The sequence below is a fragment of the Pseudomonas sp. XK-1 genome (genome assembly GCF_038069885.1).
Classification (GTDB): Bacteria; Pseudomonadota; Gammaproteobacteria; order Pseudomonadales; family Pseudomonadaceae; genus Aquipseudomonas.
In genome coordinates this window covers 12290-37623 of sequence record NZ_JBBPES010000009.1, presented here as the reverse complement: position 1 = coordinate 37623, position 25334 = coordinate 12290, and the positions used below count along the sequence as shown (strand labels likewise).

At 65.6% G+C, this 25334-nt stretch carries 19 protein-coding genes; 13 read left to right on the top strand and 6 right to left on the bottom strand.

Translation table 11 applies throughout. The annotated features are described in order from the left end of the window. The first annotated feature begins 4 nt into the window (after positions 1 to 4). The 6 genes from WMW70_RS20440 (at position 5) to WMW70_RS20415 (ending at position 8307) form a co-directional block, all read left to right on the top strand. Positions 5 to 1162: an ABC transporter ATP-binding protein gene (locus tag WMW70_RS20440; RefSeq protein WP_341439304.1), complete on the top strand. Its 1158-nt coding sequence runs from the start codon at positions 5 to 7 to the stop codon at positions 1160 to 1162. Between the two features lie 173 nt (positions 1163 to 1335). Continuing rightward, complete coding sequence (locus WMW70_RS20435) at positions 1336 to 2547, top strand: maltoporin (protein ID WP_445942179.1); 1212 nt, start codon at positions 1336 to 1338, stop codon at positions 2545 to 2547. A gap of 59 nt (positions 2548 to 2606) precedes the next feature. Continuing rightward, positions 2607 to 3488 (top strand): D-hexose-6-phosphate mutarotase, encoded by an 882-nt coding sequence (locus WMW70_RS20430; protein WP_445942176.1) that lies wholly within the window; start codon positions 2607 to 2609, stop codon positions 3486 to 3488. Between the two features lie 286 nt (positions 3489 to 3774). Next, positions 3775 to 5223, top strand: a complete 1449-nt coding sequence (gene pyk, locus WMW70_RS20425; RefSeq protein WP_341439302.1) for a pyruvate kinase — start codon at positions 3775 to 3777, stop codon at positions 5221 to 5223. Positions 5224 to 5237: 14 nt separating this feature from the next. After that, positions 5238 to 6695 carry a phosphopyruvate hydratase gene (gene eno, locus WMW70_RS20420; RefSeq protein WP_341439301.1) on the top strand — a complete coding sequence of 486 codons (1458 nt, stop codon included), beginning with the start codon at positions 5238 to 5240 and terminating at the stop codon, positions 6693 to 6695. After that, positions 6682 to 8307: an NADP-dependent glyceraldehyde-3-phosphate dehydrogenase gene (locus WMW70_RS20415; RefSeq protein ID WP_341439300.1), complete on the top strand. Its 1626-nt coding sequence runs from the start codon at positions 6682 to 6684 to the stop codon at positions 8305 to 8307. Before eno ends, WMW70_RS20415 begins: the two co-directional genes overlap by 14 nt. 134 nt (positions 8308 to 8441) lie before the next feature. On the opposite strand, the gene WMW70_RS20410 is transcribed toward WMW70_RS20415, so the two are convergent. Continuing rightward, positions 8442 to 9302, bottom strand: a complete 861-nt coding sequence (locus tag WMW70_RS20410) for a MurR/RpiR family transcriptional regulator (RefSeq protein WP_341439432.1) — start codon at positions 9300 to 9302, stop codon at positions 8442 to 8444. Positions 9303 to 9483: 181 nt separating this feature from the next. Here WMW70_RS20410 and zwf point away from each other — a divergent pair, with 181 nt between their 5' ends. The 4 genes from zwf to WMW70_RS20390 are packed head-to-tail and all read left to right on the top strand — an operon-like array spanning position 9484 to position 13207. Beyond that, positions 9484 to 10953, top strand: coding sequence for a glucose-6-phosphate dehydrogenase (zwf, locus tag WMW70_RS20405; RefSeq protein ID WP_341439299.1), 1470 nt, complete (start codon positions 9484 to 9486; stop codon positions 10951 to 10953). After that, the gene (pgl, locus tag WMW70_RS20400; protein ID WP_341439298.1) at positions 10940 to 11653 is read left to right on the top strand and encodes a 6-phosphogluconolactonase; all 714 of its coding nucleotides are present in this window, start codon (positions 10940 to 10942) and stop codon (positions 11651 to 11653) included. Before zwf ends, pgl begins: the two co-directional genes overlap by 14 nt. Positions 11654 to 11672: 19 nt before the next feature. Further along, complete coding sequence (locus WMW70_RS20395) at positions 11673 to 12350, top strand: bifunctional 4-hydroxy-2-oxoglutarate aldolase/2-dehydro-3-deoxy-phosphogluconate aldolase (protein ID WP_341439297.1); 678 nt, start codon at positions 11673 to 11675, stop codon at positions 12348 to 12350. A gap of 32 nt (positions 12351 to 12382) precedes the next feature. After that, entirely contained in the window at positions 12383 to 13207 is an 825-nt protein-coding gene (locus tag WMW70_RS20390; RefSeq protein ID WP_341439431.1) for an aldo/keto reductase, read from the top strand. 250 nt (positions 13208 to 13457) lie between these two features. Here WMW70_RS20390 and malE (WMW70_RS20385) read toward each other — a convergent pair whose 3' ends face one another. The 3 genes from malE (WMW70_RS20385) to WMW70_RS20375 form a co-directional block, all read right to left on the bottom strand. Beyond that, on the bottom strand, positions 13458 to 14690 hold the full coding sequence (malE, locus tag WMW70_RS20385) for a maltose/maltodextrin ABC transporter substrate-binding protein MalE (protein WP_341439296.1): 1233 nt from the start codon (positions 14688 to 14690) through the stop codon (positions 13458 to 13460). Positions 14691 to 14844: 154 nt separating this feature from the next. Then, positions 14845 to 15768: a MalM family protein gene (locus WMW70_RS20380; RefSeq protein ID WP_341439295.1), complete on the bottom strand. Its 924-nt coding sequence runs from the start codon at positions 15766 to 15768 to the stop codon at positions 14845 to 14847. Positions 15769 to 15893: 125 nt separating this feature from the next. Further along, a complete protein-coding gene (locus tag WMW70_RS20375; protein ID WP_341439294.1) occupies positions 15894 to 17168 on the bottom strand; it encodes a maltoporin in 1275 nt (424 codons plus the stop codon). Between the two features lie 427 nt (positions 17169 to 17595). On the opposite strand from WMW70_RS20375, the gene WMW70_RS20370 reads away from it, so the two are divergent. Next, positions 17596 to 19263, top strand: a complete 1668-nt coding sequence (locus WMW70_RS20370; RefSeq protein ID WP_341439293.1) for a glucan 1,4-alpha-maltotetraohydrolase domain-containing protein — start codon at positions 17596 to 17598, stop codon at positions 19261 to 19263. Positions 19264 to 19526: 263 nt separating this feature from the next. Next, positions 19527 to 20060 (top strand): REP-associated tyrosine transposase, encoded by a 534-nt coding sequence (locus WMW70_RS20365; RefSeq protein WP_341439292.1) that lies wholly within the window; start codon positions 19527 to 19529, stop codon positions 20058 to 20060. A gap of 566 nt (positions 20061 to 20626) precedes the next feature. On the opposite strand, the gene WMW70_RS20360 is transcribed toward WMW70_RS20365, so the two are convergent. Then, complete coding sequence (locus WMW70_RS20360; RefSeq protein ID WP_341439291.1) at positions 20627 to 21706, bottom strand: hypothetical protein; 1080 nt, start codon at positions 21704 to 21706, stop codon at positions 20627 to 20629. Positions 21707 to 21794: 88 nt separating this feature from the next. After that, positions 21795 to 23855: an alpha-amylase gene (locus tag WMW70_RS20355; RefSeq protein ID WP_341439290.1), complete on the bottom strand. Its 2061-nt coding sequence runs from the start codon at positions 23853 to 23855 to the stop codon at positions 21795 to 21797. A 255-nt stretch (positions 23856 to 24110) separates the two neighbouring features. Between WMW70_RS20355 and malE (WMW70_RS20350) the strand changes: the two genes are divergently transcribed. Further along, complete coding sequence (malE, locus tag WMW70_RS20350; protein WP_341439289.1) at positions 24111 to 25295, top strand: maltose/maltodextrin ABC transporter substrate-binding protein MalE; 1185 nt, start codon at positions 24111 to 24113, stop codon at positions 25293 to 25295. The last annotated feature ends 39 nt before the right edge of the window (positions 25296 to 25334 follow it).

The window sequence follows — 25334 nt, the reverse complement described above, 5'->3', positions numbered from 1 at the left end:
GATTATGGCAACCCTCGAACTGCGCAACGTCAACAAGTCCTACGGCAGCGGCCTGGCGGACACCCTGAAGAACATCGAGATTTCCATCGAGTCCGGCGAGTTCCTGATTCTGGTCGGGCCCTCGGGTTGCGGTAAGTCCACCCTGATGAACTGCATCGCCGGATTGGAGGACATCAGCGGTGGGGCGATTCTGGTCGACGATCAGGACATCAGCGGCATGAGCCCCAAGGATCGCGATATCGCCATGGTCTTTCAGTCCTATGCGCTGTACCCGACCATGAGCGTAAAGGACAACATTTCCTTCGGCCTGAAGATGCGCAAGATGGCCCCCGCAGCCATCGAGGAAGAAGTGGCGCGGGTGGCCAAGCTGCTGCAGATCGAGCATCTGCTGGCGCGCAAGCCCGGCCAGCTGTCCGGCGGCCAGCAGCAGCGCGTGGCCATGGGCCGGGCGCTGGCGCGGCGGCCGAAGATCTACCTGTTCGACGAGCCGCTGTCCAACCTCGACGCCAAGCTGCGGGTGGAGATGCGCACCGAGATCAAGCTGATGCACCAGCGCCTGAAGACCACCACGGTCTACGTCACCCACGACCAGATCGAGGCCATGACCCTGGGTGACAAGGTGGCGGTGATGAAGGACGGCATCATCCAGCAGTTCGGCACCCCCAAGCAGATCTACAACGACCCGGCCAACCTGTTCGTGGCCAGCTTTATCGGTTCGCCGCCGATGAACTTCATTCCCCTGCGCCTGCAGCGCCGCGATGGTCAGTTGCTGGCCCTGCTCGACTCCGGTCAGGCCCGTTGCGAGCTGCCCCTGGGGGCGATGGAGGCGGGTTTCGAGAACCGCGAGGTGATCCTCGGCATCCGCCCCGAGCAGATCCTCCTGGCCACGGCCGAAAGCCGCAATCAGTCGTCGATTCGTGCCGAGGTCGAGGTCGTCGAACCCACCGGGCCGGATACCCTGGTGTTCGTCGAGCTGAACCAGACCAAGGTCTGCTGCCGTCTGGCTCCGGACGATGCGCCGCAGGTGGGGCAGACCCTGGAATTGCAGTTCGATCCGAGCAAGGTGCTGTTGTTCGATGCCCAGAGCGGTGAGCGCCTGTTGCCGGGAAAGCCGCAAACGGCTGAGCAGGCAAGCAAGGTCGCCCAGTTCAAGGGCCGCTGAGGCTTAGCCCGGATGCAATCCGGGAGCGTTGTCGGCCGCGCAATCTTGCCCCGGATTGCATCCGGGCTACGCAGCTAAATACCTCCAAGGGTGCCTGCCATATCCGCGCCTTTGGGACCCTGCAACAAGCGTTACAACAATAAAAACAAGAAGGAGTAGACATGAGAGCAGCAATGAAATTCGGCCTGGCACTGACCCTCGGTAGCCTGGTTTTGCCACAAGCGGCGAGCGCGCTGGAGTTCTCCGGGTACGTGCGCAGTGGTGCCGGTGGTTCGTCCAACGGCGGCACCCAGTCGTGCTTCCAGTTGCCCGGCGCGCAGAGCAAATACCGCCTGGGTAACGAGTGCGAACACTATATGGAGCTGGACCTGCGCCAGGACCTGCTGAGCCTGGACGATGGCTCGGTGGTCAGTGTCGAGGGCATGGCGCAGCTGTACAACGCCTATGGCCATACGCCGAAATTCACCGGCGATTACGGTTTCGCGCGGATGAACCAGATGTATGCCGAGTGGAGCAAGGTGCCGGCGCTCAACGGCGGTTCGCTGTGGGCCGGGCGGCGCTTCTACAAGCGTAACGATATCCATATCAGCGACTTCTACTACTGGAACCAGAGTGGTACCGGTGCCGGTATCGAGGACTACGAGCTGGGCGGGCTGAAATACAGCTACGCCTTCTCGCGCAAGGACAGCTACTTCCAGCAGCCCTATATCAACCGTCATGACTTCAACGTCGCCGGCTTCAAGCCCAATCCGGGCGGCGAGCTGGAGTTCGGCCTGAGCTTTATCGACAAGCCCGACAGCACCGATGCCAACAGCGGCTGGGCGCTGACCGCGCAGCACAAGCAGGCGAATTTTCTCGGCGGCAGCAATACCCTGGCCCTGCAGTACGGCCAGGGCCCCGGTACCGGCCTGGGCTACACCGGCGATGTGACCCTGGATGACGACAACAAGAGCTATCGCCTGGTGGAAATCTACAACTGGCAGGCCACGCCACGCTGGGGCGGCCAGGCGCAGTTCGTCTATCAGAAGGATGTGCGCCCCGATGGCGACGATCAGAACTGGCTATCGGTGGGGGGGCGTACCAGCTATGCCTTTACCGAGCAGTTCAAGCTGGTCGGCGAGGTAGGCCACGATCAGGTCGATGCCACCGACGGCACGCGCAAGCTGACCAAGTTCACCGTGGCCCCGACCTGGTCGCCCGCCGGCCAGGACTTCTGGGCGCGCCCGGAAATCCGCCTGTATTACACCTATGCCAGCTGGAACGAGGCGGCGCAGCGTGCGGCCAGTCTGCAGGCGGCGGGTTCGGCGCTGTCCGACAGCGGTGCCTTCGACAATGCCCGGCATGGTTCCAACTTCGGCGTACAGGTCGAATACTGGTGGAAATAACAGATCGCGCGGCGCTGTGAAACCGGGACGGTTCGATGCTACCGGCTAAACGATGGCGCGTGCCTGCGCCGGCTACAACTCGGCCAGGGGCTGCTGCAGAGCACCCCCTGGCCGGGTTGTTTGTGCCGGGTGGCGGGCAGACCCTGCGCTGGGTGACCCACCAGGAGCGCGAGTTGCTGTTGCTCGAACATCCGCGCTTTCAGGCGGCATTCAGCCGTCAGGGCGGCCAGCTTCTGCATTTCCAGCCTCGCGGCCAGCGCCCCTGGCTCTGGTGCGCCAGCCATTGGCAGCGCGGCGGGGCAATCCGCGGTGGGGTGCCGGTGTGCTGGCCCTGGTTTGGCCGGCATCCCAGCGAGAGCGGCTGGCCATCCCATGGCTGGGCGCGCCTCAGCGACTGGGAGCTGCTCGATTGCACGGTGGACGAGCAGGGCGTGCGCCTGCGCTGGCAGCTGCAGCTGTGCGACTGGCAGGTGACCCTGGAGGCCGAATTGGGCGACGGCATGCATCTGCGCCTGCGCAGCAGCCATCAGGACAGCGAGCCCTGCCAGCTGAGCCATGCCCTGCATGCCTATTGGCGCGTCAGCGATGTGGTGCGGGTGACTGTGCTCGGCCTGGAGGGTGCCCATGGCCACGACCTGCTCAGGCGTGCCGCCTGCCAGCAGCGCGGCGCGTTGCGGGTCGAGGATGGCTGCCACCGCATCTTTCGCCGTGGTGGGCTGTTGCAGCTGCAGGACCTGGCCTGGCAGCGCAGTCTGTCGATTCATACCCATGGCGCTGCCAACAGCGTGGTCTGGCATCCCGGCAGCCGACCCCTGACCGATGTCGGCTGGAGCGAGGCGCTGGGCTTTCTCAGCGTTCAGGCCGCCTGTTGCGCCGCCGACAGCCTGACCCTGCAACCCGGGCAAGAGGCGCTGCTGCAGCTGAGTGCGCAGCTGGGCTGACGGCTTGCGAGTCCCGCGTTGCGACTGTTTATCCCTTCGGCAAGGCCCTATTCGGCGTGGGTTGTGGCTTTTTTGCGCATCGGTTTATCGCATTGAGATCAAATGTTGTTTTATTACAACATTTGGTCTTGATGTATCTGTTTTTCCCGAGTAAAAATAGCGCAATTGGTTAAAGCAACAAGCTTTCCGCTCCTCGGCGCTGGTTTTCGGGGTGTCGGCCGGGTTTGCCGCTTGCCCTGTCGTTACCCCTTTTCCCCCAGAAAAACGCTGTCGAGGAACCTGAGCTATGCGTCGTAGAACGAAAATCGTGGCCACCCTGGGCCCGGCTACCGAAAGCCCTGAGGCGATCGAAGCCCTGGTCGAGGCGGGGGTGGATGTGGTGCGCCTGAATTTCTCCCACGGCAGCGCTGCCGAACATATCGAGCGGGCGCGCCTGGTGCGGGAGGCGGCGCGCCGGCAGGGGCGTTTCGTGGCGGTGCTGGCGGACCTGCAGGGGCCGAAGATTCGTATCGCCCGTTTCGCTCGGGGCAAGGTGCAGCTGCTCAAGGGGCAGTCCTTCTGCCTCGACGCGCGGCTGGACAAGAATGCCGGCGACGAGCAGGCAGTGGGCATCGATTACGTGGCCCTGGTCGGCGACAGTCGCCCGGGCGATATCCTGCTGCTGGACGACGGCCGCATCGAGCTGGAAGTGCGGGCGGTGGAGGGCAGTCGCCTGCTCTGCGAGGTGCTGGTGGGCGGTCCGCTGTCCAACAACAAGGGCATCAACCGCAAGGGCGGCGGCCTGTCGGCGGCGGCCCTGACCGAGAAGGACTGCGAGGACATCAAGACCGCCGCGGCCATGCAGGTCGACTACCTGGCGGTGTCCTTTCCGCGCGATGCCGAGGATATCCACCAGGCGCGTCGGTTGCTGCGCGAGGCGGGCGGCGAGGCCGGTCTGATCGCCAAGATCGAGCGGGCGGAAACGGTCAATGACCTGCAGATTCTGGATGCCATCATCCTGGCGTCCGAAGGGGTGATGGTGGCCCGCGGCGACCTTGGCGTGGAGATCGGCGATGCCGAGCTGGTGGCGGTGCAGAAGCTGATCATCGAGCGCGCCCGCAGCTGCAATCGGCTGGTGATCACCGCCACGCAGATGATGGAGTCGATGATTACCCAGTCGATGCCGACCCGCGCCGAGGTGTTCGATGTGGCCAACGCCGTGCTCGATGGCACCGACGCGGTGATGCTCTCGGCCGAGACCGCCGCCGGGGCCTACCCGGTGGAAACCGTGCAGGCCATGCGCCGGGTCATAGTCGGGGCGGAGAAGCACCCCCTGGCCCATCGCTCCAAGCACCGCATGGACGAGCAGTTCCAGCGCATCGACGAGTCGATCGCCATGGCCGCCATGTACACCGCCAATCACCTGCATGGGGTCAAGGCGATCATCTGCATGACCGAGAGTGGCGACACGCCGCGGCTGATGTCGCGAATCCGTTCGCACCTGCCGATCTATGCCTTCTCGCGCAATCCGCGCACGCAGAACCGCGTGGCGCTGTTTCGCGGGGTGCAGACCATTCCGTTCGACAGCGACAGCTATCCGATCGCCGAGGTCAATGGCCACGCGGTCGACGAGCTGCTGCGTCGCGGGGTGGTGGTCGAGGGTGATCACGTATTGATTTCCCGTGGCGATCACGCCAATGCCCAGGGTGGCACCAACTGCCTGCGGGTGATCCGCGTGGGCGACAGCATTTGTTAAGCGAGGACGCATTCATGAACGATTCCAGCAACCCTGGCGCGCCGCAGTGGCCGCGGGATTTTGATTTTCGCGAGTCCCATGCCGAACAGCGCGAGCTGCTCGCGGGTACGGCCGGCGCAGTGCGGTCTGACGGCTTCTCTGGGGCGACCCGGGCCGTGGGCAAGAACCTGATCCGCCAGGTCAGTGCCCGGGAAATTCTCGACTCGCGGGGTAATCCGACCGTCGAGGCGGTGGTGACTCTGGCGGGCGGCGCGGTGGGTGTCGCCAGTGTGCCCTCGGGAGCCTCCACCGGCAGTCGCGAGGCGCTGGAGTTGCGTGACGGCGACGAGCGCTACAAGGGCAAGGGCGTGCTGCGCGCGGTGGCCAATGTCAACGGCGTGATCCGCGACGCCGTGCTGGGCCTGGATGCGCTGCAGCAAGGCGTGGTCGACGCGGCGATGATCGAGCTGGACGGCACCGAGGGCAAAAGCGCGCTGGGGGCCAATGCGATTCTCGCGGTCTCCCTGGCCTGCGCCAAGGCCGCCGCCGCCGCGCAGAACCTGCCGCTGTACGAGCACCTGGCGGCGCTCTATGGCCAGCCCGGGCGCTTCAGTCTGCCGCTGCCGATGATGAATATCCTCAATGGCGGCGAGCACGCCGACAACAACGTGGATATCCAGGAATTCATGATCCAGCCGGTGGGGGCGGCCTCGTTCGGCGAGGCGCTGCGCATGGGCGCGGAGGTGTTCCATAGCCTCAAGCAGGTGCTGCGCGAGCGTGGCCTGAATACGGCGGTGGGCGATGAGGGCGGTTTTGCTCCGTCGCTGGCCAGTAACGAAGAGGCGCTGGTGGTGATCGAGGAAGCGGTGCTGCGCGCCGGCTACCGCCTCGGTCAGGACTTTGTCCTGGCCCTGGATTGCGCGGCCTCGGAGTTCTACCGCGACGGCCGCTATGTGCTGGCCGGGGAGAACAAGTCCTTCGACTCTGCCGGTTTCGCCGAATACCTGGCGGGTTTGTGTGAGCGTTACCCGATCAGCTCCATCGAAGATGGCATGGACGAAAGTGACTGGGAGGGCTGGGCCTACCTGACCGAGCGTCTGGGTCGGCGAGTGCAGCTGGTGGGTGATGATCTGTTCGTCACCAACAGCAAGATCCTCCAGGAGGGGATCGAGCGCGGCATCGGCAATGCGATCCTGATCAAGTTCAACCAGATCGGCAGCCTCAGCGAAACCTTCGCCGCCATTCGCATGGCCCAGGCTGCCGGCTACCGGGCGGTGATCTCCCATCGCTCCGGTGAAACCGAAGACACCACCATTGCCGATCTGGCGGTGGCCACCTGCGCCGGGCAGATCAAGACCGGCTCTTTGTGCCGCTCCGACCGGGTCGGCAAGTACAACCAGCTGCTGCGCATCGAAGAGGCCCTGCAGGGACGCGCCACCTACTGCGCCGATGCCGTATCCCTTGAGAGGAGTGAACGCCATGACTGCGTCTAAACGTCTCGACACGCTGTTTCCCACCCTGGCCGAGATTCCCGAGGCCTACCGCCCCGATGCGCCCATCGAGCAGCGCGACTACCTGGTTGACGGCCAGTTGCGCATCTGGGAAGGGCCCCTGGCCAGCGTGCGCAGCCCGGTGTTCCTCAAAACCGAGGAGGGCGAGCAGCAGGTGATTCTCGGCAGCACGCCGCTGCTCGATGCCGAGGCGGCGCTGTCCGCCCTGGACGCGGCGGTGCGCGCCTACGCCAACGGCCAGGGCACCTGGCCGAACCTGCGCGTGGCCGAGCGCATCCAGCACGTCGAGGCCTTCCTGGCGCGCATGCGCGAGCAGCGCGAGCGGGTGGTCAAGCTGCTGATGTGGGAGATCGGCAAGAACCTCAAGGACTCGGAGAAGGAGTTCGACCGTACCTGCGATTACATCGTCGACACCATCGAGGCGCTCAAGGAGCTGGATCGTCGCTCCAGTCGCTTCGAGCTGGAGCAGGACACGCTCGGCCAGATCCGCCGCGTGCCCCTGGGCGTGACCCTGTGCATGGGCCCCTACAACTACCCGCTGAACGAGACCTTCACCACCCTGATCCCGGCGCTGATCATGGGCAACACCGTGGTGTTCAAGCCGGCCAAGTTCGGCGTGCTGCTGATCCGTCCGCTGCTCGAAGCGTTCCGCGACAGCTTCCCGGCCGGGGTGATCAACGTGATCTACGGCAGCGGCCGGGAGACCGTCAGCGCCTTGATGGCCAGTGGAAAGATCGACGTGTTCGCCTTTATCGGCACCCACAAGGGGGCCAGCGACCTGAAGAAGTTGCACCCGCGTCCGCACCGCCTGCGCGCGGCCCTGGGTCTGGATGCGAAGAACCCGGGCATCGTGCTGCCCCAGGTCGATCTGGATAACGCGGTGAGCGAGGCGGTCACTGGCGCACTGTCGTTCAACGGCCAGCGCTGCACGGCGCTGAAGATTCTCTTCGTGCATGAGGATGTGGTCGACAGCTTTCTCGACAAGTTCGCCGCCAAGGTCGCCGCGCTCAAGCCGGGTATGCCGTGGGAGCCGGGTGTGAGCCTGACGCCGCTGCCGGAGCCGGGCAAGAGCGAGTTCCTCGGCGGCCTGCTGGCCGATGCCGTGGCCAAGGGCGCGCGGGTGGTCAATGCCGGCGGCGGCGAGTCGCGTGAGTCGTTCTTCTATCCGGCGCTGCTGTATCCGGTGAATGCGCAGATGCGCGTCTATCAGGAAGAGCAGTTCGGTCCGCTGGTGCCGGTGGTGCCTTACCGCGACCTGCAGACGGTGATCGACTATGTGCTCGACTCCGACTTCGGTCAGCAGCTGAGCATCTTCGGCAACGATTCGGCCCAGGTCGGTCGGCTGGTGGATGCCTTCGCCAACCAGGTGGGGCGGATCAATATCAACAGCCAGTGCCAGCGTGGCCCGGACAGCTTCCCCTTCAACGGGCGCAAGAACTCGGCCGAGGGCACTCTGTCGGTGCATGACGCGCTGCGGGTGTTTTCCATCCGCACCCTGGTGGCGACCAAGTTCCAGGAAAGCAACAAGGCCCTGGTCAGCGAGATCATCCGCAACCGCGAATCGAGCTTTCTGACCACTGATTACATTTTCTAGGGTGCATGGGAGTAGGGTGCGCTGCACGCATCAGGCGGCCTGGTGTCGGTGGTGCGCACGGCGCACCCTACGGGTGAGGCGCGAGTGGGCCTGTAGGGTGCGCTGTGCGCACCAGGCGTCGGTGAGCGGTGCGCTCAGAGCGGCTCTTCGTCGGCCGGATAACGGCTGGCGTTGAGGCTTTCCTTGATCTTGCGCAGGTGTGGCTGGAAGTCCACGCCGCGGCGCAGGGTCATGCCGGTGGCCAGTACGTCGAGCACGGTGAGCTGGATGATCCGTGAGGTCATCGGCATATAGATGTCGGTGTCCTCCGGCAGCGGGATGTCGAGGCTCAGGGTGCTGGCCTGGGCCAGGGGCGAGCCGGCGGCCGTCAGGCCGAGTACCGATGCGCCGTTTTCCCGGGCCAGACGCGCCACTTCCACCAGCTCGCGGGTGCGTCCGGTGTAGGAGATGATCACGAACAGATCGCCGGTATGCGCCACCGAGGCCAGCATGCGCTGCATCAGTACATCGGAATGGGCGGTGACCGCGAGGTTGAAGCGGAAGAACTTGTGCTGTGCATCCAGGGCCACCGAGGCCGAGGCACCGAGGCCGAAGAAGTGGATCTGGCGGGCCTGGATCAGCAGGTCGACGGCGCGGCTGATCAGCTGCGGGTCGATGGTCTGGCAGGCCGTGTCCAGCGAGGCGATGGCGCTGCCGAAGATCTTGCGGGTATAGGCTTCCGGGGCGTCGTCGGCTTCCACCGCGCGGCTGACATAGGCCGCGCCGCTGGCCAGGCTCTGCGCCAGTTGCATCTTCAGCTCGGGGTAGCCGCTGACACCGAAGGAGCGGCAGAAGCGGTTGACCGTGGGTTCGCTGACCAGGGCGGCCTGGGCCAGCGCGGCAATGCTCAGGCGGGTGGCCTGCTGCGGGTTGAGCAGGATCACCTCGGCGACCTTGCGTTCGGCCTTGTTCAGGCTGTCGAGTCGGCCCTGGATCTGCTCCAGTAGATTGCGCACGCGATCCATGTTGATTCCTTAAACCTGCACTGAATTTGCTGGCCTATCGTACTGATGGGGCCAGGTGACGACCACTGCAAAGTGGATTTTGTGAAAATGTTGTTTTTATTACTACATTCAACCTTGATTAATCCGTTGCGACCGGGTATTTCTAGCTTAACTTGATAAAAGAACAAACATCATGCCTTCGATAATCGTTGAATCCTGTACTTTTGCCTTATTCGGCGCGCTCGGCGACCTGGCCCTGCGCAAGTTGTTTCCGGCGCTCTATCAGCTGGATCGGGCCGGGCTGCTGCACGCCGATACGCAGATTCTCGCCCTGGCCCGCGACGCCGGCGATGCGCAGCAGTATCTGCAGCAGATCGAGCAGCACCTGCGCCGCCATGTGCCGGCCGCCGAAGTGGACGCCGCCGTGCTGCAACGCTTCCAGGCGCGCCTGAGCTACCTGAGCATGGATTTTCTCGAGGCCGATGACTACCTGCTGCTGGCCGAACAGGTCGGCAACCGCGAGCGGCTGATCGCCTACTTCGCCACTCCGGCCTCGGTCTATGGTGGCATCTGCGCCAACCTGGCGGCGGTCGGCCTGGCCGAGCGCACCCGCGCCGTGCTGGAAAAGCCCATCGGTCACGACCTGGAGTCCTCGCGGGCGGTCAACGATGCGGTCGCACAGTATTTCCCGGAAACCCGCATCTATCGCATCGACCATTACCTGGGCAAGGAAACGGTGCAGAACCTGATCGCCCTGCGTTTCGCCAACAGCCTGTTCGAAACCCAGTGGAACCAGAACCATATCTCCCACGTGGAAATCACCGTGGCGGAGAAGGTCGGTATCGAAGGCCGCTGGGGTTACTTCGACCAGGCCGGACAGCTGCGCGACATGATTCAGAATCACCTGTTGCAACTGCTCTGCCTGATCGCCATGGACCCGCCCAGCGACCTGTCCGCCGACAGCATCCGCGACGAGAAGGTCAAGGTGCTCAAGGCCCTGGCCCCGATCACCGGCGAACAGCTCAGCCAGCAGGTGGTGCGCGGCCAGTACGTGGCCGGCAGCAGCGATGGCAAGGCGGTGCCGGGCTATCTGGAAGAAGAGAATTCCAACACCCGCAGCGACACCGAAACCTTCGTCGCTCTGCGTGCCGACATCCGCAATTGGCGCTGGGCCGGCGTGCCGTTCTACCTGCGCACCGGCAAGCGCATGGCGGAAAAGATGTCGCAGATCGTTATCCATTTCAAAGTGCCGCCGCACTACATCTTCGACCCGGAGCAGCGCCAGCTGATCGGCAACAAGCTGATCATCCGCCTGCAACCGGACGAGGGCATCGCCCTGCAGGTGATGACCAAGGACCAGGGCCTGGACAAGGGCATGCAGCTGCGCAGCGGCCCGCTGCAACTGAATTTCTCTGACACCTACCGCAGCGCCCGGGTACCCGACGCCTACGAGCGGCTTTTGCTGGAAGTGATGCGCGGCAACCAGAATCTGTTTGTGCGCAAGGATGAAATCGAGCACGCCTGGCAGTGGTGCGATCAGTTGATCGCCGGCTGGAAGCGCCAGGGCGATGCGCCCAAGCCCTATGCCGCCGGCACCTGGGGCCCCATGGGCTCGATCGCCCTGATCACCCGCGACGGTAGGAGCTGGTATGGCGATCTCTGATCTCGAACTGCCGGCGGGCGTGCTTGCCCACCGCCATGCCGATCCCCAGGCCCTGGCCGAGGCGCAGGCCGTGGCCGTGGCCGAGGCGCTGCGGGTGGCCATTGAAAGTCGCGGTCAGGCGACCCTGGTGGTGTCCGGCGGGCGCAGCCCGATTGCCTTTTTCGAGGCCCTGGCGCAGCAGCCGCTGCACTGGCAGCGGGTGTTGATCAGCCTGGCGGACGAACGCTGGGTGCCGACCAATCATGCCAGCAGCAACGAAGCCCTGGTGCGCCGTCATCTGCTTCGCGGTCCGGCCGCCGAAGCCCGTTTTCTCAGCCTTTACCGGGTCGCGAGCAGCCTGGAGCAGGCCGCCGAACTGGCCGATGCGGCCCTGGCCGAGTTGCCACCGATCGATGTACTGGTACTCGGCATGGGTGACGATGGGCATACCGCCTCGTTGTTCCCGGCCAGCCCCAATCTGGAGCTGGCGCTGCAGGCCGATTGCCCGCGCCGGGTATTGCCGATGCAGGCCCCCAGCGCGCCGACCCAGCGCCTGAGCCTGACCCTACCGCTGCTGGCGGCGGCGCGTCTGCCGCTGCTGGCGATTCAGGGCCCGGACAAGCTGGCCACGCTGCGTGCGGCCCTGGCCGGCGACGACGTGGCAGACATGCCGATCCGCGCCTTGCTGCATTCCCCCCTTGAGATTTACTGGTGCCCCTAGGGCCGAAGGACCAGCCGATATGACCCACAACGAAAACAACCCGCAGGCCCGCATGGCCGAGAAGATCGCCCAGATCGACAGCATCTGCGCCCGGGCGCGGATCATGCCGGTGATCACCATCGCCCGCGAGGCGGATATCCTGCCGCTGGCCGATGCCCTGGCCGCCGGTGGCCTGACGGTGCTGGAAGTGACCCTGCGCTCCGAGCACGGCCTGAACGCCATCCGTCTGCTGCGTGAGCAGCGCCCCGAGCTGTGCGTCGGTGCCGGCACCGTGCTGGATCTGTCGATGCTGGATGCGGCCCTCGAAGCCGGTGCGCAGTTTATCGTCACCCCGGGTTCGACCCGGGAACTGCTCCAGGCCAGCCTGGAAAGCCCGGTGCCGCTGCTGCCCGGCGTCAGCAGTGCCTCCGACATCATGCTCGGCTATGCCCTCGGCTACCGCCGCTTCAAGCTGTTCCCCGCGGAAGTCTGTGGCGGCACCGCGGCGCTCAAGGCTTTGGGCGGCCCCTTTGCCGGGGTGAAATTCTGTCCCACCGGTGGCATCAATCCGGGCAATGTGCAGCGCTATATGGCCCTGGCCAACGTGATGTGCGTCGGCGGTACCTGGATGTTCGACAGCGAGTGGGTGAAGAACGGCGACTGGGCGCGGATTCAGCAGTGCAGCAGCGAAGCTCTGCAGTTGCTGGAAAGCCTGTGACCCAGGCGCTGCGGCAACCCCTGCTGCTGGGCATGATGCGCCTGCTCGACTACCCCGAGCTGGCCGCACCCCAGGCCTTGCTGGGGTTTATCGAACGCTGCGTGGAGCGTGGCCTGAACGGCTTCGACCACGCCAATATCTATGGTCTGGGCGAGTGCGAGGCGCGTTTCGGTGCAGCCCTGAGGCTGCGCCCGCAGCTGCGTCAGGACCTCGAACTGATCAGCAAGGCCGATATCGTGCCGGCCAGCCAGGACCTGTCGCGCTGGCGGGTCAAGCACTACAACAGCGCCGCGAGCTACCTCAACCAGGCTCTGGAGGCCTCGTTGGCGCGCCTGGGCGTCGAGCGTCTGGACGGCTTTCTGCTGCACCGTCCCGACCCGCTGTTGCAGGTCGAGGAGGTGACCCGCGCGCTGCAGGCCATGCTGGCCAGTGGCAAGGTGGGCTGGATCGGCCTGTCCAATGCCGAGCCCCTGCACTGGCAGGTACTGGCCAGGGAACTGCCGCTGCGCTGCAACCAGATCGAGCTGTCGCTGCTGGCCCAGCAGCCGGCTTGGGATGGCCAGTTGCAGGCCATGCAGGCCGCAGGATTGCAGGTGCTGGCCTGGTCGCCGCTGGCCGGCGGGCAGTTTTCGCCGACCTTGCAGCAAGCCCTGGGCGAAGTCGCCGCGGCGCTGCAGGCGACCCCGACTCAGGTCGCCCTGGCCTGGTTGCGCCGCTTGCCCGGCAATCCGTTACCTATTCTCGGCAGCCTGCGCCAGACGCGTATCGACGAGGCGCTGGCCGGCAGCGAGCTGCAACTGGATGCGCCGACCTGGTTCTACCTGGCCGAAGCCGCACGGGGCATCAAGGCTCCCTGAGTTCGCAAGCGATAGCGTCTGCATCGGTGCGCGCGGCGCACCCTACGAACGGCAGATCGCCGCGCCTACCACCGGCTGCAATGCATATTCAACTCCCTCTCCCCTCAGGGTAGAGAGGGGCAAGCCCTGCCGGCAGCCGATATCTGTAGGGTGCGCTGTGCGCACCTCGGGTGGCGGTTTTCTTATGGGTGGACGGGCTTTCGCCTCCCGCCATTGAAGTCCCTGCCACCGCTTTCAACCCTTTCTTACCTCACAAACCGTCCGCGGACGGGTAGTGCAGGCGGCGTTGGCCCTGCATGCGTCCGGCGGCGTGCAGGCGGCGGGCGATTTCCGCGAGGGTTTCGGGGATCGGCCGTTGCCCCAGCAGCATGGGTTCCAGGCGCGCCTCGAATAGACTCCAGAAGCGTTTCATCTCGGGGATGTCCGGCATGATCTCGCCGCGCTCGGCGGCCAGGTAGGTGGCGGCGATCAGCGGGTCGTCCTGCATCTGCGCCATCAGCTCGAGGTTGGCCGGTGCGCCCAGGGGTTTGTCCGCGTCGATCGTACGCAGCCCCTCGGCGCTGCTCAGGTAGTCCTCGATAAAGCGCTGGGCCTGCGCCTTGTGCCGGCTGTGGCGGTTCAGCGCGGCGGCCTGCACGCCGATAAAGGGCCGCCCCGGCTGTTCGGCGCTGGGGCCGGGCACCGCGGCCAGGGCGATGGGAATCCTGGCGTCGCGCAACTCGTTCCAGGCCCAGGGGCCGTTGACGATCATCGCCACCTCGCCGCGCTTGAAGTCTTCCATCATCGAGCCGTAGTCGCTGTCGCGCGCCAGCACGCCGCTGTCGAGTAGGGCCTTGATGCGCTGCACCCCGGCAATCGCCGCGGGGCCGGCGATGCCCAGGTCGCCGAGGTCGTAGAGGCCACGGTGCTTGCCGATGCTGTAGGCCCCGCCGGCGTTGATAAAGGGCCAGGAGAAATAAAGATTGCGGTAGTCCCAGGCGATGGCGCGCTTGCCCTGTGCGCGTAGCTGGCGATCCAGGGCGGCCAGTTGTTCCAGGTCGCGCGGCGCCTGCGTGACCAGTTGCTGGTTGTAGATCAGGCTGATGGTCTCGACGGCCAAGGGGTAGCCATAGAAGTCGGCACCGACCCGCAGCGCCTCCCAGGCAAAGGTCGGTGCCCGCTGCAGGGCGTCGGCAGTGGGGGCGAGCGGCTGCAGCAGACCGGCGTTGATCCAGGAGCCGAAGCGGTCATGGGCGAAGATCACGATGTCCGGCCCCTGGGCGGTGGCACCGAGGCGATCGAAGCGGCTGGCCAGGTCGTCCGGGGCCAGCACCTTGACCGGCATGCCGGTGTCGCGGGTGAAGCGTTCGCCGACCCGGCGCAGGCCGTCGTGGCCCTTGTCCGGGTTGATCCAGATGGTCAGCGTGCCTTTCTCGAAGCCGTGGACGCTGGGGGGCAGGGTGGGCAGAAGCAGCAGGAGTGCGAGGATTATTGTTGTTTTCATCCTGAGGGTCTCGTGTGGGGGATGAGGTGCCTCGTGTGGCAGGTGAAAGGTTTTTAACGTCGCGTAGCGACGGTCCGCAGGGTGGCCGCCAGGGATGGCAGGCGAAAAAAAGGCGGCCAGCGGCCGCCCGAAAACATCCCTGGAGGGATTGACTTCACTTGATCTGGATACGCTCGAGCAGGTAGGCCTTGGCGCTGTCGTCGCCGACCCGCGCGGCTTCATCGGCCAGGCGCAGGGCGCGTTCCAGATCCTGGCCGGCCAGGGCGGCGTCGATGCCCTGGCGGTAGTAGGCCTGGGTCTCCGGCAGCACGGCTGGTACTGGGGTGCTGGGCAGGCGGTTGCCCATTTCCATACCGATGCTGCGCGGCGGCACATAGCTGTTGGCCTGCTGGCTGGCGCTGCCGTCCTCGATCAGCACCATCTTGATCACCCCCACCGGGGCGTGCCGGGCGACCGGATCGGGAATATTCGGCGGCTCGTTGCCGTGGGCCTTGGCATGGGCTTTGGCCGGGTGTTGCAGGACTGTCTGGCCGGCCAGCTGGCGCTCGCTGGTGAACAGGATCAGGTACTGCTCGTTGCCGGGGTTGTCGTGATAGAGGCGGTCGATACGCAGGCGCGCATCCAGGCTGTCGCCCTTGAGACCGGCGGCCGGTTCGTAGACGAAATCCTCGCTGCCGAGCAGGCGGGTCAGGCGGAACTGGCTGTCGAGCAGCATGGCGCTGGGGGCCAGCACGGTGTTGCCGGCCTGGCTGTACAGGCGGATTTCGAACGAGCGGCTGTCGCTCGGCAGGGCGAAGGCGCGCAGAAAGCTTTTGCCGCTCTGGAATTCGAAGGCCGGGGCGCTGGGGTCGATCACCACGTCGCCGGAAAAATTGGCCGGGATCGGCATATAGGGCAGTTGTTGCAGGCTGCTGCAGCAGGGTTTGGCAGCGGCCAGCGCACGCTGGCCGTCCTGCTCTGAGGTCTGCAGCGGTGCGGGTGTCTGGGTCAGTACGTCGATGCGGCGCAGCGGTTCGCCGGCGCAGCCGGTCAGCAGCAGGCCGAGCAGGGCAAGGCCGGTGAGTCGATGATGCGGCATGTGTTATTCCTCTTATTGTTCACGCCTGTAAAAGGGCCCCGGCCTGTTGCAGGTCCGGGGCAAATAACCACAGGAGCAGCGTTACAACTTCGCTCGGGGCCCGGATGCAACGGGCCCCGATTGGCTTACCACCAGGCTTCGGCCTGTACACCAAAGGTCAGGCCGTTGTCGTCGCCCGGCTCGATGGATTCGCTGGCGGCGTTGTAGCGGCCGCCGTCCCACATGGCGTAGGTGGCGAAGGCGCGGATTTGCGGACGGGCCCAGAAGCTGCGGCCGGCGGACCATTGCTGGGCCAGGGTGATCTTCTTCAGGTCGCGGGATTTTTCGCCATCGGCCTGCGGATCGACGTAGTCGTAGCCGAACTCCAGGGCGGTGCTCATGGTGTCGTTCCACTTGTACACCGGGCGCACGCCGAAGGAGGTCCAGGCCTGCCCGGAGTCGTTGTCGAAGTCTTTGTCTTCGTGGATCTGCACGTACATCATTTCGATGTTGTCGCTCAGGCTGACCACGCCCTGGTTGACCAGGCGGACCATGCTGCCGTTGCTGTTACCGGTGGTGTTGCGCCCGGTGCTGCCGATAATGCCGTCGGTGCCGTACTGCAGGGCCAGCTTGTTGTAGCCGCCAAACCAGTTGCCCTGGACATGCTCGACGGTGACCAGGTGGCCCTTCTGGTCGCTATAGCCAGGGTCTTTTTCCTGGATATCGGAGAGGTTGGCCTTGCCGTAGTTGTAACCGAACTCCAGTTTGCCGTCGGTATTGAGATCGATGTCGTTGAGGCGAAAGTCCAGGGTGTCGTTGGCCACGTTGGTGCCGGTGCCCGCGCCGTTATAGGTCCAGTCGCCGTCGGTGTTGCGCATCCAGGCCACGTGCGCCTTGGCGAAGCCCAGGTCGATGTTCTCGATGCCTGCACCCGGCCCGGAAACGTCCCAGTAGTAGTAATCGTTGATATGCACGTCATGGCGCTGGTAGTAGCGCTTGCCGGCCCAGAGGGTGGCACCGGGCAGGGTGTCGGGCAGGAAGTTCTTGGCCTGCACGTTGAACTGGCGAATCGAGCTGGTGCCGTTGGCGTAGGGGTTGCTGTCGCTGTCGGTGGCTTCCCAGTCGTTGGCCTGGTCGGACTTGTAGGCAATCATGCTGTCGACGTAGAAGCTCTGCTCGCCTTCCTTCCACACTTCCTTGCCCAGGCCGATCTCGGCGTAGGTTTCGCATTCGTTGCCCAGTCGGTACTTGGCCGACGCACCGGCTGCCTGGAAGCAGGCCTGGTCGCCGCCGCCGGCAGTCGCGCCGATGCCGGAACGCAGGTAGCCATGAAAGTCCACGGCCATTGCCGGGCTGGCCAGCAGCATGGCGGCCAGCAGGGCGCTGGGACGAAACAGCTGTGCAGGTTGGATTTTGTTCATCGTGGGACCTTTTCTTGTTTTTGGATTCAGGGCTGCCGGAGCCTTGCGCACTGCCCGTTCGGACATTTGCCGGCGGGGAGGGTGTCCTCGTTGGCGTGCCGACACTCGCCCCGCAGGCTCGACCGCACTGGGGAGTACCGAGGGCGGCGGCTGGACTAAGCGTCATGGATCGCCCCCAGCGCCACATCCTCCCCGGCCGTTTTTTTCAAGGCTGAGGGTCCGGGGCGTAGCGCCGTGCAGGCGGGTAGGGGGTGGGGGGAGGCGGCGGCTACGCCTGCCAGCTACGCCGCAAGAAAGTCCCCGGGGGAGGTGTGGCAGCGGCGCGCGCAGCGCCAAGCTGGCGCGGCTGAGTGGACCCAGGCGTCCGCCCGCGCAACACATCCCCTGTAGTCGGATGCTCTCTACAACAACAAAATGGAGCTCTACGATGAAACGATACCTGCGACTTGCCGGGCTGGTCCTGGCATTGACGCCCCTGGCGTACCCCTACGGCAGCCTGCTCGAGGCGGCTGAAGCCTCGGGCAAATCGCCCAATGGCGTGCGCTACCACGGCGGCGACGAAATCATCCTGCAAGGCTTTCACTGGAACGTCGTGCGCACCGCCCCCAACAACTGGTACAGCACCCTTGCCAGCATGGCTCCAAGCATCGCCGCGGACGGCTTCAGCGCCATCTGGATGCCGGTACCCTGGCGTGACTTCTCCAGCTGGAGCGACTCCAGCAACGGCACCTCGGGCGGCGGCGAGGGCTACTTCTGGCAGGACTTCAACAAGAACGGCCGCTACGGCAGCGACAGCCAGCTCAAGCAGGCCGCCAGCGCGCTGAACGGTGCCGGGGTCAAGCCGATCTTCGATGTGGTACCCAACCACATGAACCGCGGCTATCCGGACAAGGAAATCAACCTGCCGGCAGGCCAGGGGCTGTGGCGCAACGATTGTGCTGATCCCGGCAACTATGCCAACGACTGCGACGACGGCGACCGCTTTGTTGGCGGCGATGCCGACCTCAACACCGGCCACCCGCAGAACCTGGCGATGTTCCAGCAGGAGTTCGCCAACCTGCGCAACAACTACGGCGGCGCGGGCTTGCGCTTCGACTTCGTCCGAGGCTACGCCGGCGAGCGGGTCGACAGCTGGATGGACCAGGCCCACGACGACGGCTTCTGCGTCGGCGAGCTGTGGAAGGCCCCGGGCGAATACCCGAGCTGGGACTGGCGCAACGGCGCGAGCTGGCAGCAGATCCTCAAGGACTGGTCGGACCGGGCCCAGTGCACCATCTTCGACTTCGCCCTCAAGGAGCGCATGCAGAACGGCGGCGTCAGCGACTGGCGCAATGGCCTGAACGGCAACCCCGACCCGCGCTGGCGCGAGGTGGCGGTGACCTTTGTCGACAACCATGACACCGGCTATTCGCCTGGGCAGAACGGCGGGCAGCACCACTGGCCGTTGCCCGATCACCTGCTAAAGCGGGCCTATGCCTATATCCTCTCCAGCCCCGGCACACCGGTGGTCTACTGGTCGCACATGTACGACTGGGGCTACGGCGACTTTATCCGCCAGCTGATCCAGATCCGCCGTACGGCGGGGATCAAGGCCGACTCGGCGATCGAGTTCCACACGGGTTTCAGCGGCCTGGTGGCGACCGTCAGCGGCAGTGATCAGCAGTTGCTGATCGCCCTGGATTCGAACCTGGGTTCCCCCGGCCAGGTGGCCAGCGGCAACTTCACCCAGGCGCTGACCAGTGACAACGGGCAGGTGCGCATCTGGCGCACGGACAGCGCTGGCGATGGCGGTGGCGATCTGGTCAGCGTGAATTTTCGCTGCGACAACGGCATCACCCAATGGGGCGACAGCGTCTACGCGGTGGGCAATGTCAGCCAGCTGGGCAACTGGAGCGCGGCAGCGGCCGTGCGCCTGACCGATACCAGCGCCTACCCGACCTGGAAGGGCAGCATCAGCCTGCCGGCCCAGCAACAGGTGGAGTGGAAGTGCATCATCCGCAACGAGAGCAACTCGACCCAGGTCAAGACCTGGCAAGCCGGTGCCAACAACAGCCTGACCGTCAGCGCTGGAGCCAGCACCTCGGGCAGCTTCTGACCAGCGGCGTGCGGCATACCTTGTTGGCGTGCCGCGCGCATTCGCTCTATTGCCGACCTGGGTTGCGCAGTTGTCGCTGGACGGCGTGGCGGGTGACAAGAGCGCGTTGGGCAAATAACCGCTGCGGCCGCGGTGCGCACGGCGCACCCTACGAAGGCGGCATCGTGCCGGGGGCCGGTTGGCCCGAAGGCGGTGCGGGGCCGCCTAGGCTGCGCGCACCAGCGACTATCCTGAACGGGCGACACGCTTCCAGGAGACAGGGAATGTCCGACTATCGCCGCGCCCGGGACCCGGGTGCCTGCTATTTCTTTACGCTGACGACCGAGCAGCGCCAGCCTGTGCTGACCCAGCCGAGAGTGCGTGAAGCCCTGCGTCTGGCCATCGTTCAGGTGCGTCAGCGTTATCCCTTCACTATTGCGGGTTGGGTGTTATTGCCCGATCACCTGCATTGCCTTTGGCAGTTGCCCGCCGGCGATGCCGACTTCGGCCTGCGCTGGTCGCTGATCAAGCGCCTTACCAGTCAGGCGCTACCCCGTGCGCCGGGGGCGATCAGCCTGAGCCGCTACCTGCGCCGCGAGTCCGGGCTATGGCAGCGGCGCTTCTGGGAACACCGCATCCGCGACGAGGAGGATTACCGCCGGCACCTGGACTATCTGCACTGGAACCCGGTGCGCCATGGCCTGGTCGAGCGGGTGGCCGACTGGCCCTGGTCCAGCTATCACCGCCTGGTGCGCGAAGGCATATACCCGGCGGATTGGGGCGGAGCGGGGGAAGCAGAGGGCACGTTCGGCGAGTGACCGAGCAAGTTGCGGGCGCGACGCTTTTGTAGGGTGCGCCGCGCGCACCGGGGTTAAACGCCGATCTGTCAGGTCAACGACCGGCCAAGCGCTTGTCGTTGGCGGGAGATGCATGTGGCGAATAACCGCGTAAGCCGCGGTGCGCACGGCGCACCCTACGGTGTGCGGTGTCTTGCGGTGCGGCGCAGGGGGAATGGCTTCTGTAGGGTGCGCTGCGCGCACCGGGGTTAAACGCCGATCTGCCAGGTCAACGACCGGACAGGCGGTTGTCGTTGGATGGAGAGGCATGTGGCGAATCCCTGCGTAAGTCGCGGTGCGCATGGCGCACCCTACGGTGTGCGGTGTCTTGCGGTGTCTTGCGGTGCGGCGCAGGGGGAATGGCTTCTGTAGGGTGCGCTGCGCGCACCGGGGTTAAACGCCGATCTGCCAGGTCAACGTCCGGCCAAGCGCTTGTCGTTGGCGGGAGATGCATGTGGCGAAGAACCGCGTAAGCCGCGGTGCGCACGGCGCACCCTACGAGTGGGCATCGTGCGGGGTAGCGGTCTCGTAGGGAGTGCGGGGCCGCCTTAACCATCGACCTGCCAAGCCAGGGCCTGTTCCCGTGCCTGTTCGAGTTGTTGTCGCCAGGCAGCCACGGGTCTGTTTTGCAGCAGGTCCAGGCGTTGCAAATCCGGAGCCTGTGCCTCCAGGCATTCCGTTAGCCAATCCAGACGTTGCAGGGTCAGGGGTGTGCAGGTCTGGCCCTGCAGGTCGTCGTCCAGGTCGCTCCAGTGCGAGCGCCAGGCTTCGCGCAGGTAGAGGCAGGCGAGGTCGTGGCGCAGTGCCTGTTGCCAGTCGCCGATGATGCCATCCAGCCAGGCCAATACGTCGCTGCTTGCTCTGCGCCGGGCCAGGGTCTGGCGCAGGTGCTGGTAGCACTCCAGGGCGATGCGTTTTTCCAGCGCCAGGGCGCTAAGGGCGGCGGCGCTGCCCTGGCGCTGTTCCAGGTCGAGCAGGTAGGCGTAGTAGCTGCGGGTTTCGAAGCGTTCGGCGGCGTGGCACTGCGGGGTCAGCAGGCCGTTGCTGTTGTAGGCGCGCAAGGGATCGAAGCGGTACATATAGCCGAAGTCGAACAGGCGAATCTGGCCGTCGTCGAGCAGGTTGCCCGGGCACAGATCCCAGTCGAAGAAGCCCAGTTGCAGCAGCGCCGAGAGACTGGCGAACAGCTGCAGCAGGCGGCGCTCGTCCCATTCCTGTACGGCTTCGCCGGCGATCCAGGGCGACAGCAGCAGGCCATGGCGATAGCTGGCGTACTGGGTGGCGACTATCCCGCTTAGCGCCGCAGTCCAGGCCGGCTGCTGTTTCAGGGCCTGCAGCTCGGCGCGGCGCTGCACCTCGTTGAGAAAGGAGGTCTGGCCGTTGAGGTTCTGCACCTTGCACTGCGTCCGCGCGCGCTTGAGGGTCCAGAGCCTGCCACCGGCCTCGATCTGGTAGACCTCGGCGGTCAGGCCGCTGGCGAAGTGGCGGCGCACCCAGGGGCTGGCGGCCGTGGTCAGCAGCAGTTGTTCGATGGGCAGCGGGCAGTCGGCGGCCCGGCCGACCTGGATATCGGCGTGGCTGGCGGCGAAGGCCAGTTGGGCCTGTTGGCGTTGTTGTTCGGGGGTCATGGTAATACCGAGTAGAAAGTGGTGCGCACGGCCTAGGCGGCCCCGCGCACCCTACGGAGTTGGCGTTGGCGAAGGTTGCTGGGGTGCCTCACGGGCCTTGGACAATCACCACCTTGTCGTCGCCGAGGCGGCGGGCGAAGGCGTAGGGCTGGCTGGACAAGCGTTGGTGGCTGCCGGCCCCGATGGCTGGGTGGCGCGCGCGGAACTGGCCGAGGATGCGCCAGTGCTCGAGCAGGGCGGCGATGGGCGGTTGCTGGTGCGCCGCCCAGTTCATCGACGAGCGGGTACCCTGATACGGGTCGGAGCCGCTGGGGCCGAGGGGGCGGGCGCTTTCGTCGCCGTAGTAGATCTGCACCGCGCCGGGGCTGAGCAGCAGGGCCGCGGCCAGGCCCTGTTGGCGCGCCAGATCGCTGTGCTGTTCGGCGAAGAACAGCGAGGTGTCGTGGGACGAGGCGTAGCTCATAAAGTTGTGCCCGGGGCTGTTCTGCAGCAGCCCGGCGTATTCGCCGTAGCCGCTATCGGCCTGGCTCAGGCAGTCGCTGGCTTTGGCCGCCAGTTCGCCCTGGAAGGCGAAGTTGATCAGGGCGTCGAAGCCGTTGTCCTGGTAGACGTTGGCCTGGGGGCCGTGGCCGAACACTTCGCCGATCATCCAGAAAGGGCTGCCGTTCATGGGATCAAGGGGGTTGGCGGCCGACCACTCGGCGCGGGCCTGGTCGGCCGCCCGGCGCAGCGCCGCCCAGGTGTCCAGTTCGACATGCCTGACGGTGTCGGCACGAAAGCCGTCGACGCCGAATTCGCGCACCCAGAACGTCAGCCATTCCACCAGGTAGTCGCGCACCCGATAGCCCTCGCGCGGCACCGCGCGGGTGTCGGCCTTGCGCAGCAGAAAGGGCGGCAGCGCCACGGCCTGCTCACTTTCGGTCTTGAAGTCGGGAAGGAACGCCAGCAGGCCCTTGAGCGGGTCGACCAGCACGCTGGGCGGGCTGTCATAGTCGGCGATACCGGCGCGCAGCCAGTCCTTGCCCCACCATTGCTGCCAGTCCGGGTGCTGGTAGTCGAGCAGGTTGTGGTAGGCGTGCAGGTTCTCATAGCTCTCTGGCTGCCAGTCGCTCCAGCGCTGCGGCAGGTACTGGGCCATGCCGCGCCGCAGGCCGCCGAAGCCGAGTTCCTGCATGTCGGCCAGGGTTGAGTAACCGGGGTGGTTGAGCACCACATCGAACAGCACGCGGATGCCGCGGACATGGGCCTGGGCGATCAGTTCGCGCAGGTCGTCCTCGCTGCCCATATTGGCGTCCAGACGGGTGAAATCCAGGGCGTAGTAGCCGTGGTAGGCGTAGTGACGAAAGTCGCCCTGGTCGCCGCCGCCGACCCAGCCATGAATCTGTTCAATGGGCGCGCTGATCCACAGCGCACTGATCCCAAGCTGCTGCAGGTAGTCGAGCTGGCCGGTCAGGCCCTTGAGGTCGCCGCCGTGGAAGGTGCCGATCTCCTGCTCGCCGTCGGGCTGACGACCGTAGCTGCGGTCGTTGCTCGGGTCGCCGTTGGCGAAGCGGTCGGTAAGGGCGAAATACACCGTGGCGTTGCGCCAGTCGTGGGCCGGCTTGGCCGGTGCTGCGGCGGCTTCGAGCAACAGCAGGCCGCCGCTCTGGGGGGCTGGGGTCATCTGCACATGGCCTTGTTCGACCGTCGCCAGTTGTCCGCTATAGGCATCGCGCAGCTGCTGACCGTCGGCGAATACCCGGCTGACATCGACGCTCAGGGCCTGGCCCTGCCAGGCTGTGCAGGTGACCTGGCTGGCGGCCGCCGCCTTGATCGGCAGCAGGCGCAGGTGGGCATCGTCGCCGTCCTGGAACAGCAGGCGATAGCGCCCGGCTTTCGGCACCTGCAGGCTCAGGTGGCTGTCGGTCTGCCAGGTCTGCCGCTGATAGAGCGCCAGGGCCTCTGCCTGCTCGGTACTGGCGGAGCCGCGCAGGGCCAGCAGACCGGGCTGCAGCTCCAGTTCGCTGCTGTAACGCTGCCCGGCTTCGCTTTGCCAGCGCAGCTGCAGCGGCTGTTGCTCGAGCCAGGCCTGCAACTGCGGGGCCGCCTGGGCGAGAGGGCTGAGCAGGGCGATAAGCAGGCTGGCGAGCAGCGGTGACGAGCGGCGCATAGACTTCTCCCGGTACGGTTGAGCCGCCATTGGAGTCGCTTTTTGCTGCCTGCGGCAGGCGGGGACAGGGCCGGTGCGCATACTTTTTTTGGCTGGCGGCTGGCAGACTACGCCCCCGTCTCTACGCCCTCGCAAGCTGCGCCGGGGGAGGATGTGGCGCTTGTGTTTCTGCCCGAGGATGCAAGGGCTGCGCGACTATCTACCGGCCTGCAGCGGTTGTGGATCAACAATAAGAAGCCACGAGGACTCTCACCCATGAAGAAAAAATTGCTTACTGCTGCCATCGGCCTGGCCGTCACCCTGGGTCTGCCGCTAGCGGGCCAGGCGGCCATCGAGGAAGGCAAGCTGGTTATCTGGATCAATGGCGACAAGGGCTACAAGGGGCTGGCCCAGGTCGGCGAGAAGTTCACCGCCGACACCGGGATCAAGGTCGAGGTGGCGCACCCCGACAGCGCCACCGACAAGTTCCAGCAGGCCGCCGCCACCGGCAACGGGCCGGACATCTTTATCTGGGCTCACGACCGCCTCGGCGAATGGGCGCAGAGCGGGCTGATCGCGCCGATCAACCCGAGTGCCAAGAACAAGGCCGAGATTGAGGACTTCGCCTGGGACGCGGTGACCTACCAGGGCAAGCTGTGGGGCTACCCCATGGCGGTTGAAGCCACCGGCCTGATCTACAACAAGGCGCTGGTGCCGACCCCGCCGAAAACCTTCGACGAGGTGCTGGCGCTCAATGTCGAGCTGGCCAAAGACGGCAAGCGCGCGATCCTCTGGGACTACAACAACACCTACTTCACCTGGCCGCTGCTGGCGGCCAACGGCGGCTATGCCTTCGCCGAAGTGGACGGCGGTTACGATGTCAGCAAGACCGGGGTCAACAGCGCCGGTGCCAAGCAGGGCGCGGCCGTACTCAAGCAACTGATCGATGCCGGGGTGATGCCCAAGGGCGCGGATTACAGCGCAGCCGAGGCGGCCTTCAACAAGGGCGAGTCGGCGATGTTCATCAGCGGGCCCTGGGCCTGGTCGAATATCCAGAAGAGCGGCATCGACTTCGGCGTCGCGCCTATCCCCGCCGTGGGCGAGGCCGCCAGCCGGCCGTTTACCGGGGTGATGGCCGCGACCCTGAACGCCGCCAGCCCCAACCAGGCCCTGGCCGTGGAGTTCCTCGAGAGCTACCTGCTGCAGGTCGAAGGGCTGAAGACGGTCAATGCCGATGTGCCCCTGGGCGCGGTGCCGAACAAGGCCTATATGGCCGAGCTGGCCAACGATCCGTTGATCAAGGCCACCTTCGACAACGCCGCCATGGGCCGGCCGATGCCCAACGTCCCGGAAATGGGCAGCTTCTGGTCGGCCATGGCCCCGGCGCTGACCAATATCACCTCCGGTCGCCAGACCGTGGACGCTGCGCTGGATGACGCTGCCAAGCGTATCGCCAAGTGACAACCGGCGGTTGCCGACGCCTGAAGTCGGCAACCGCCT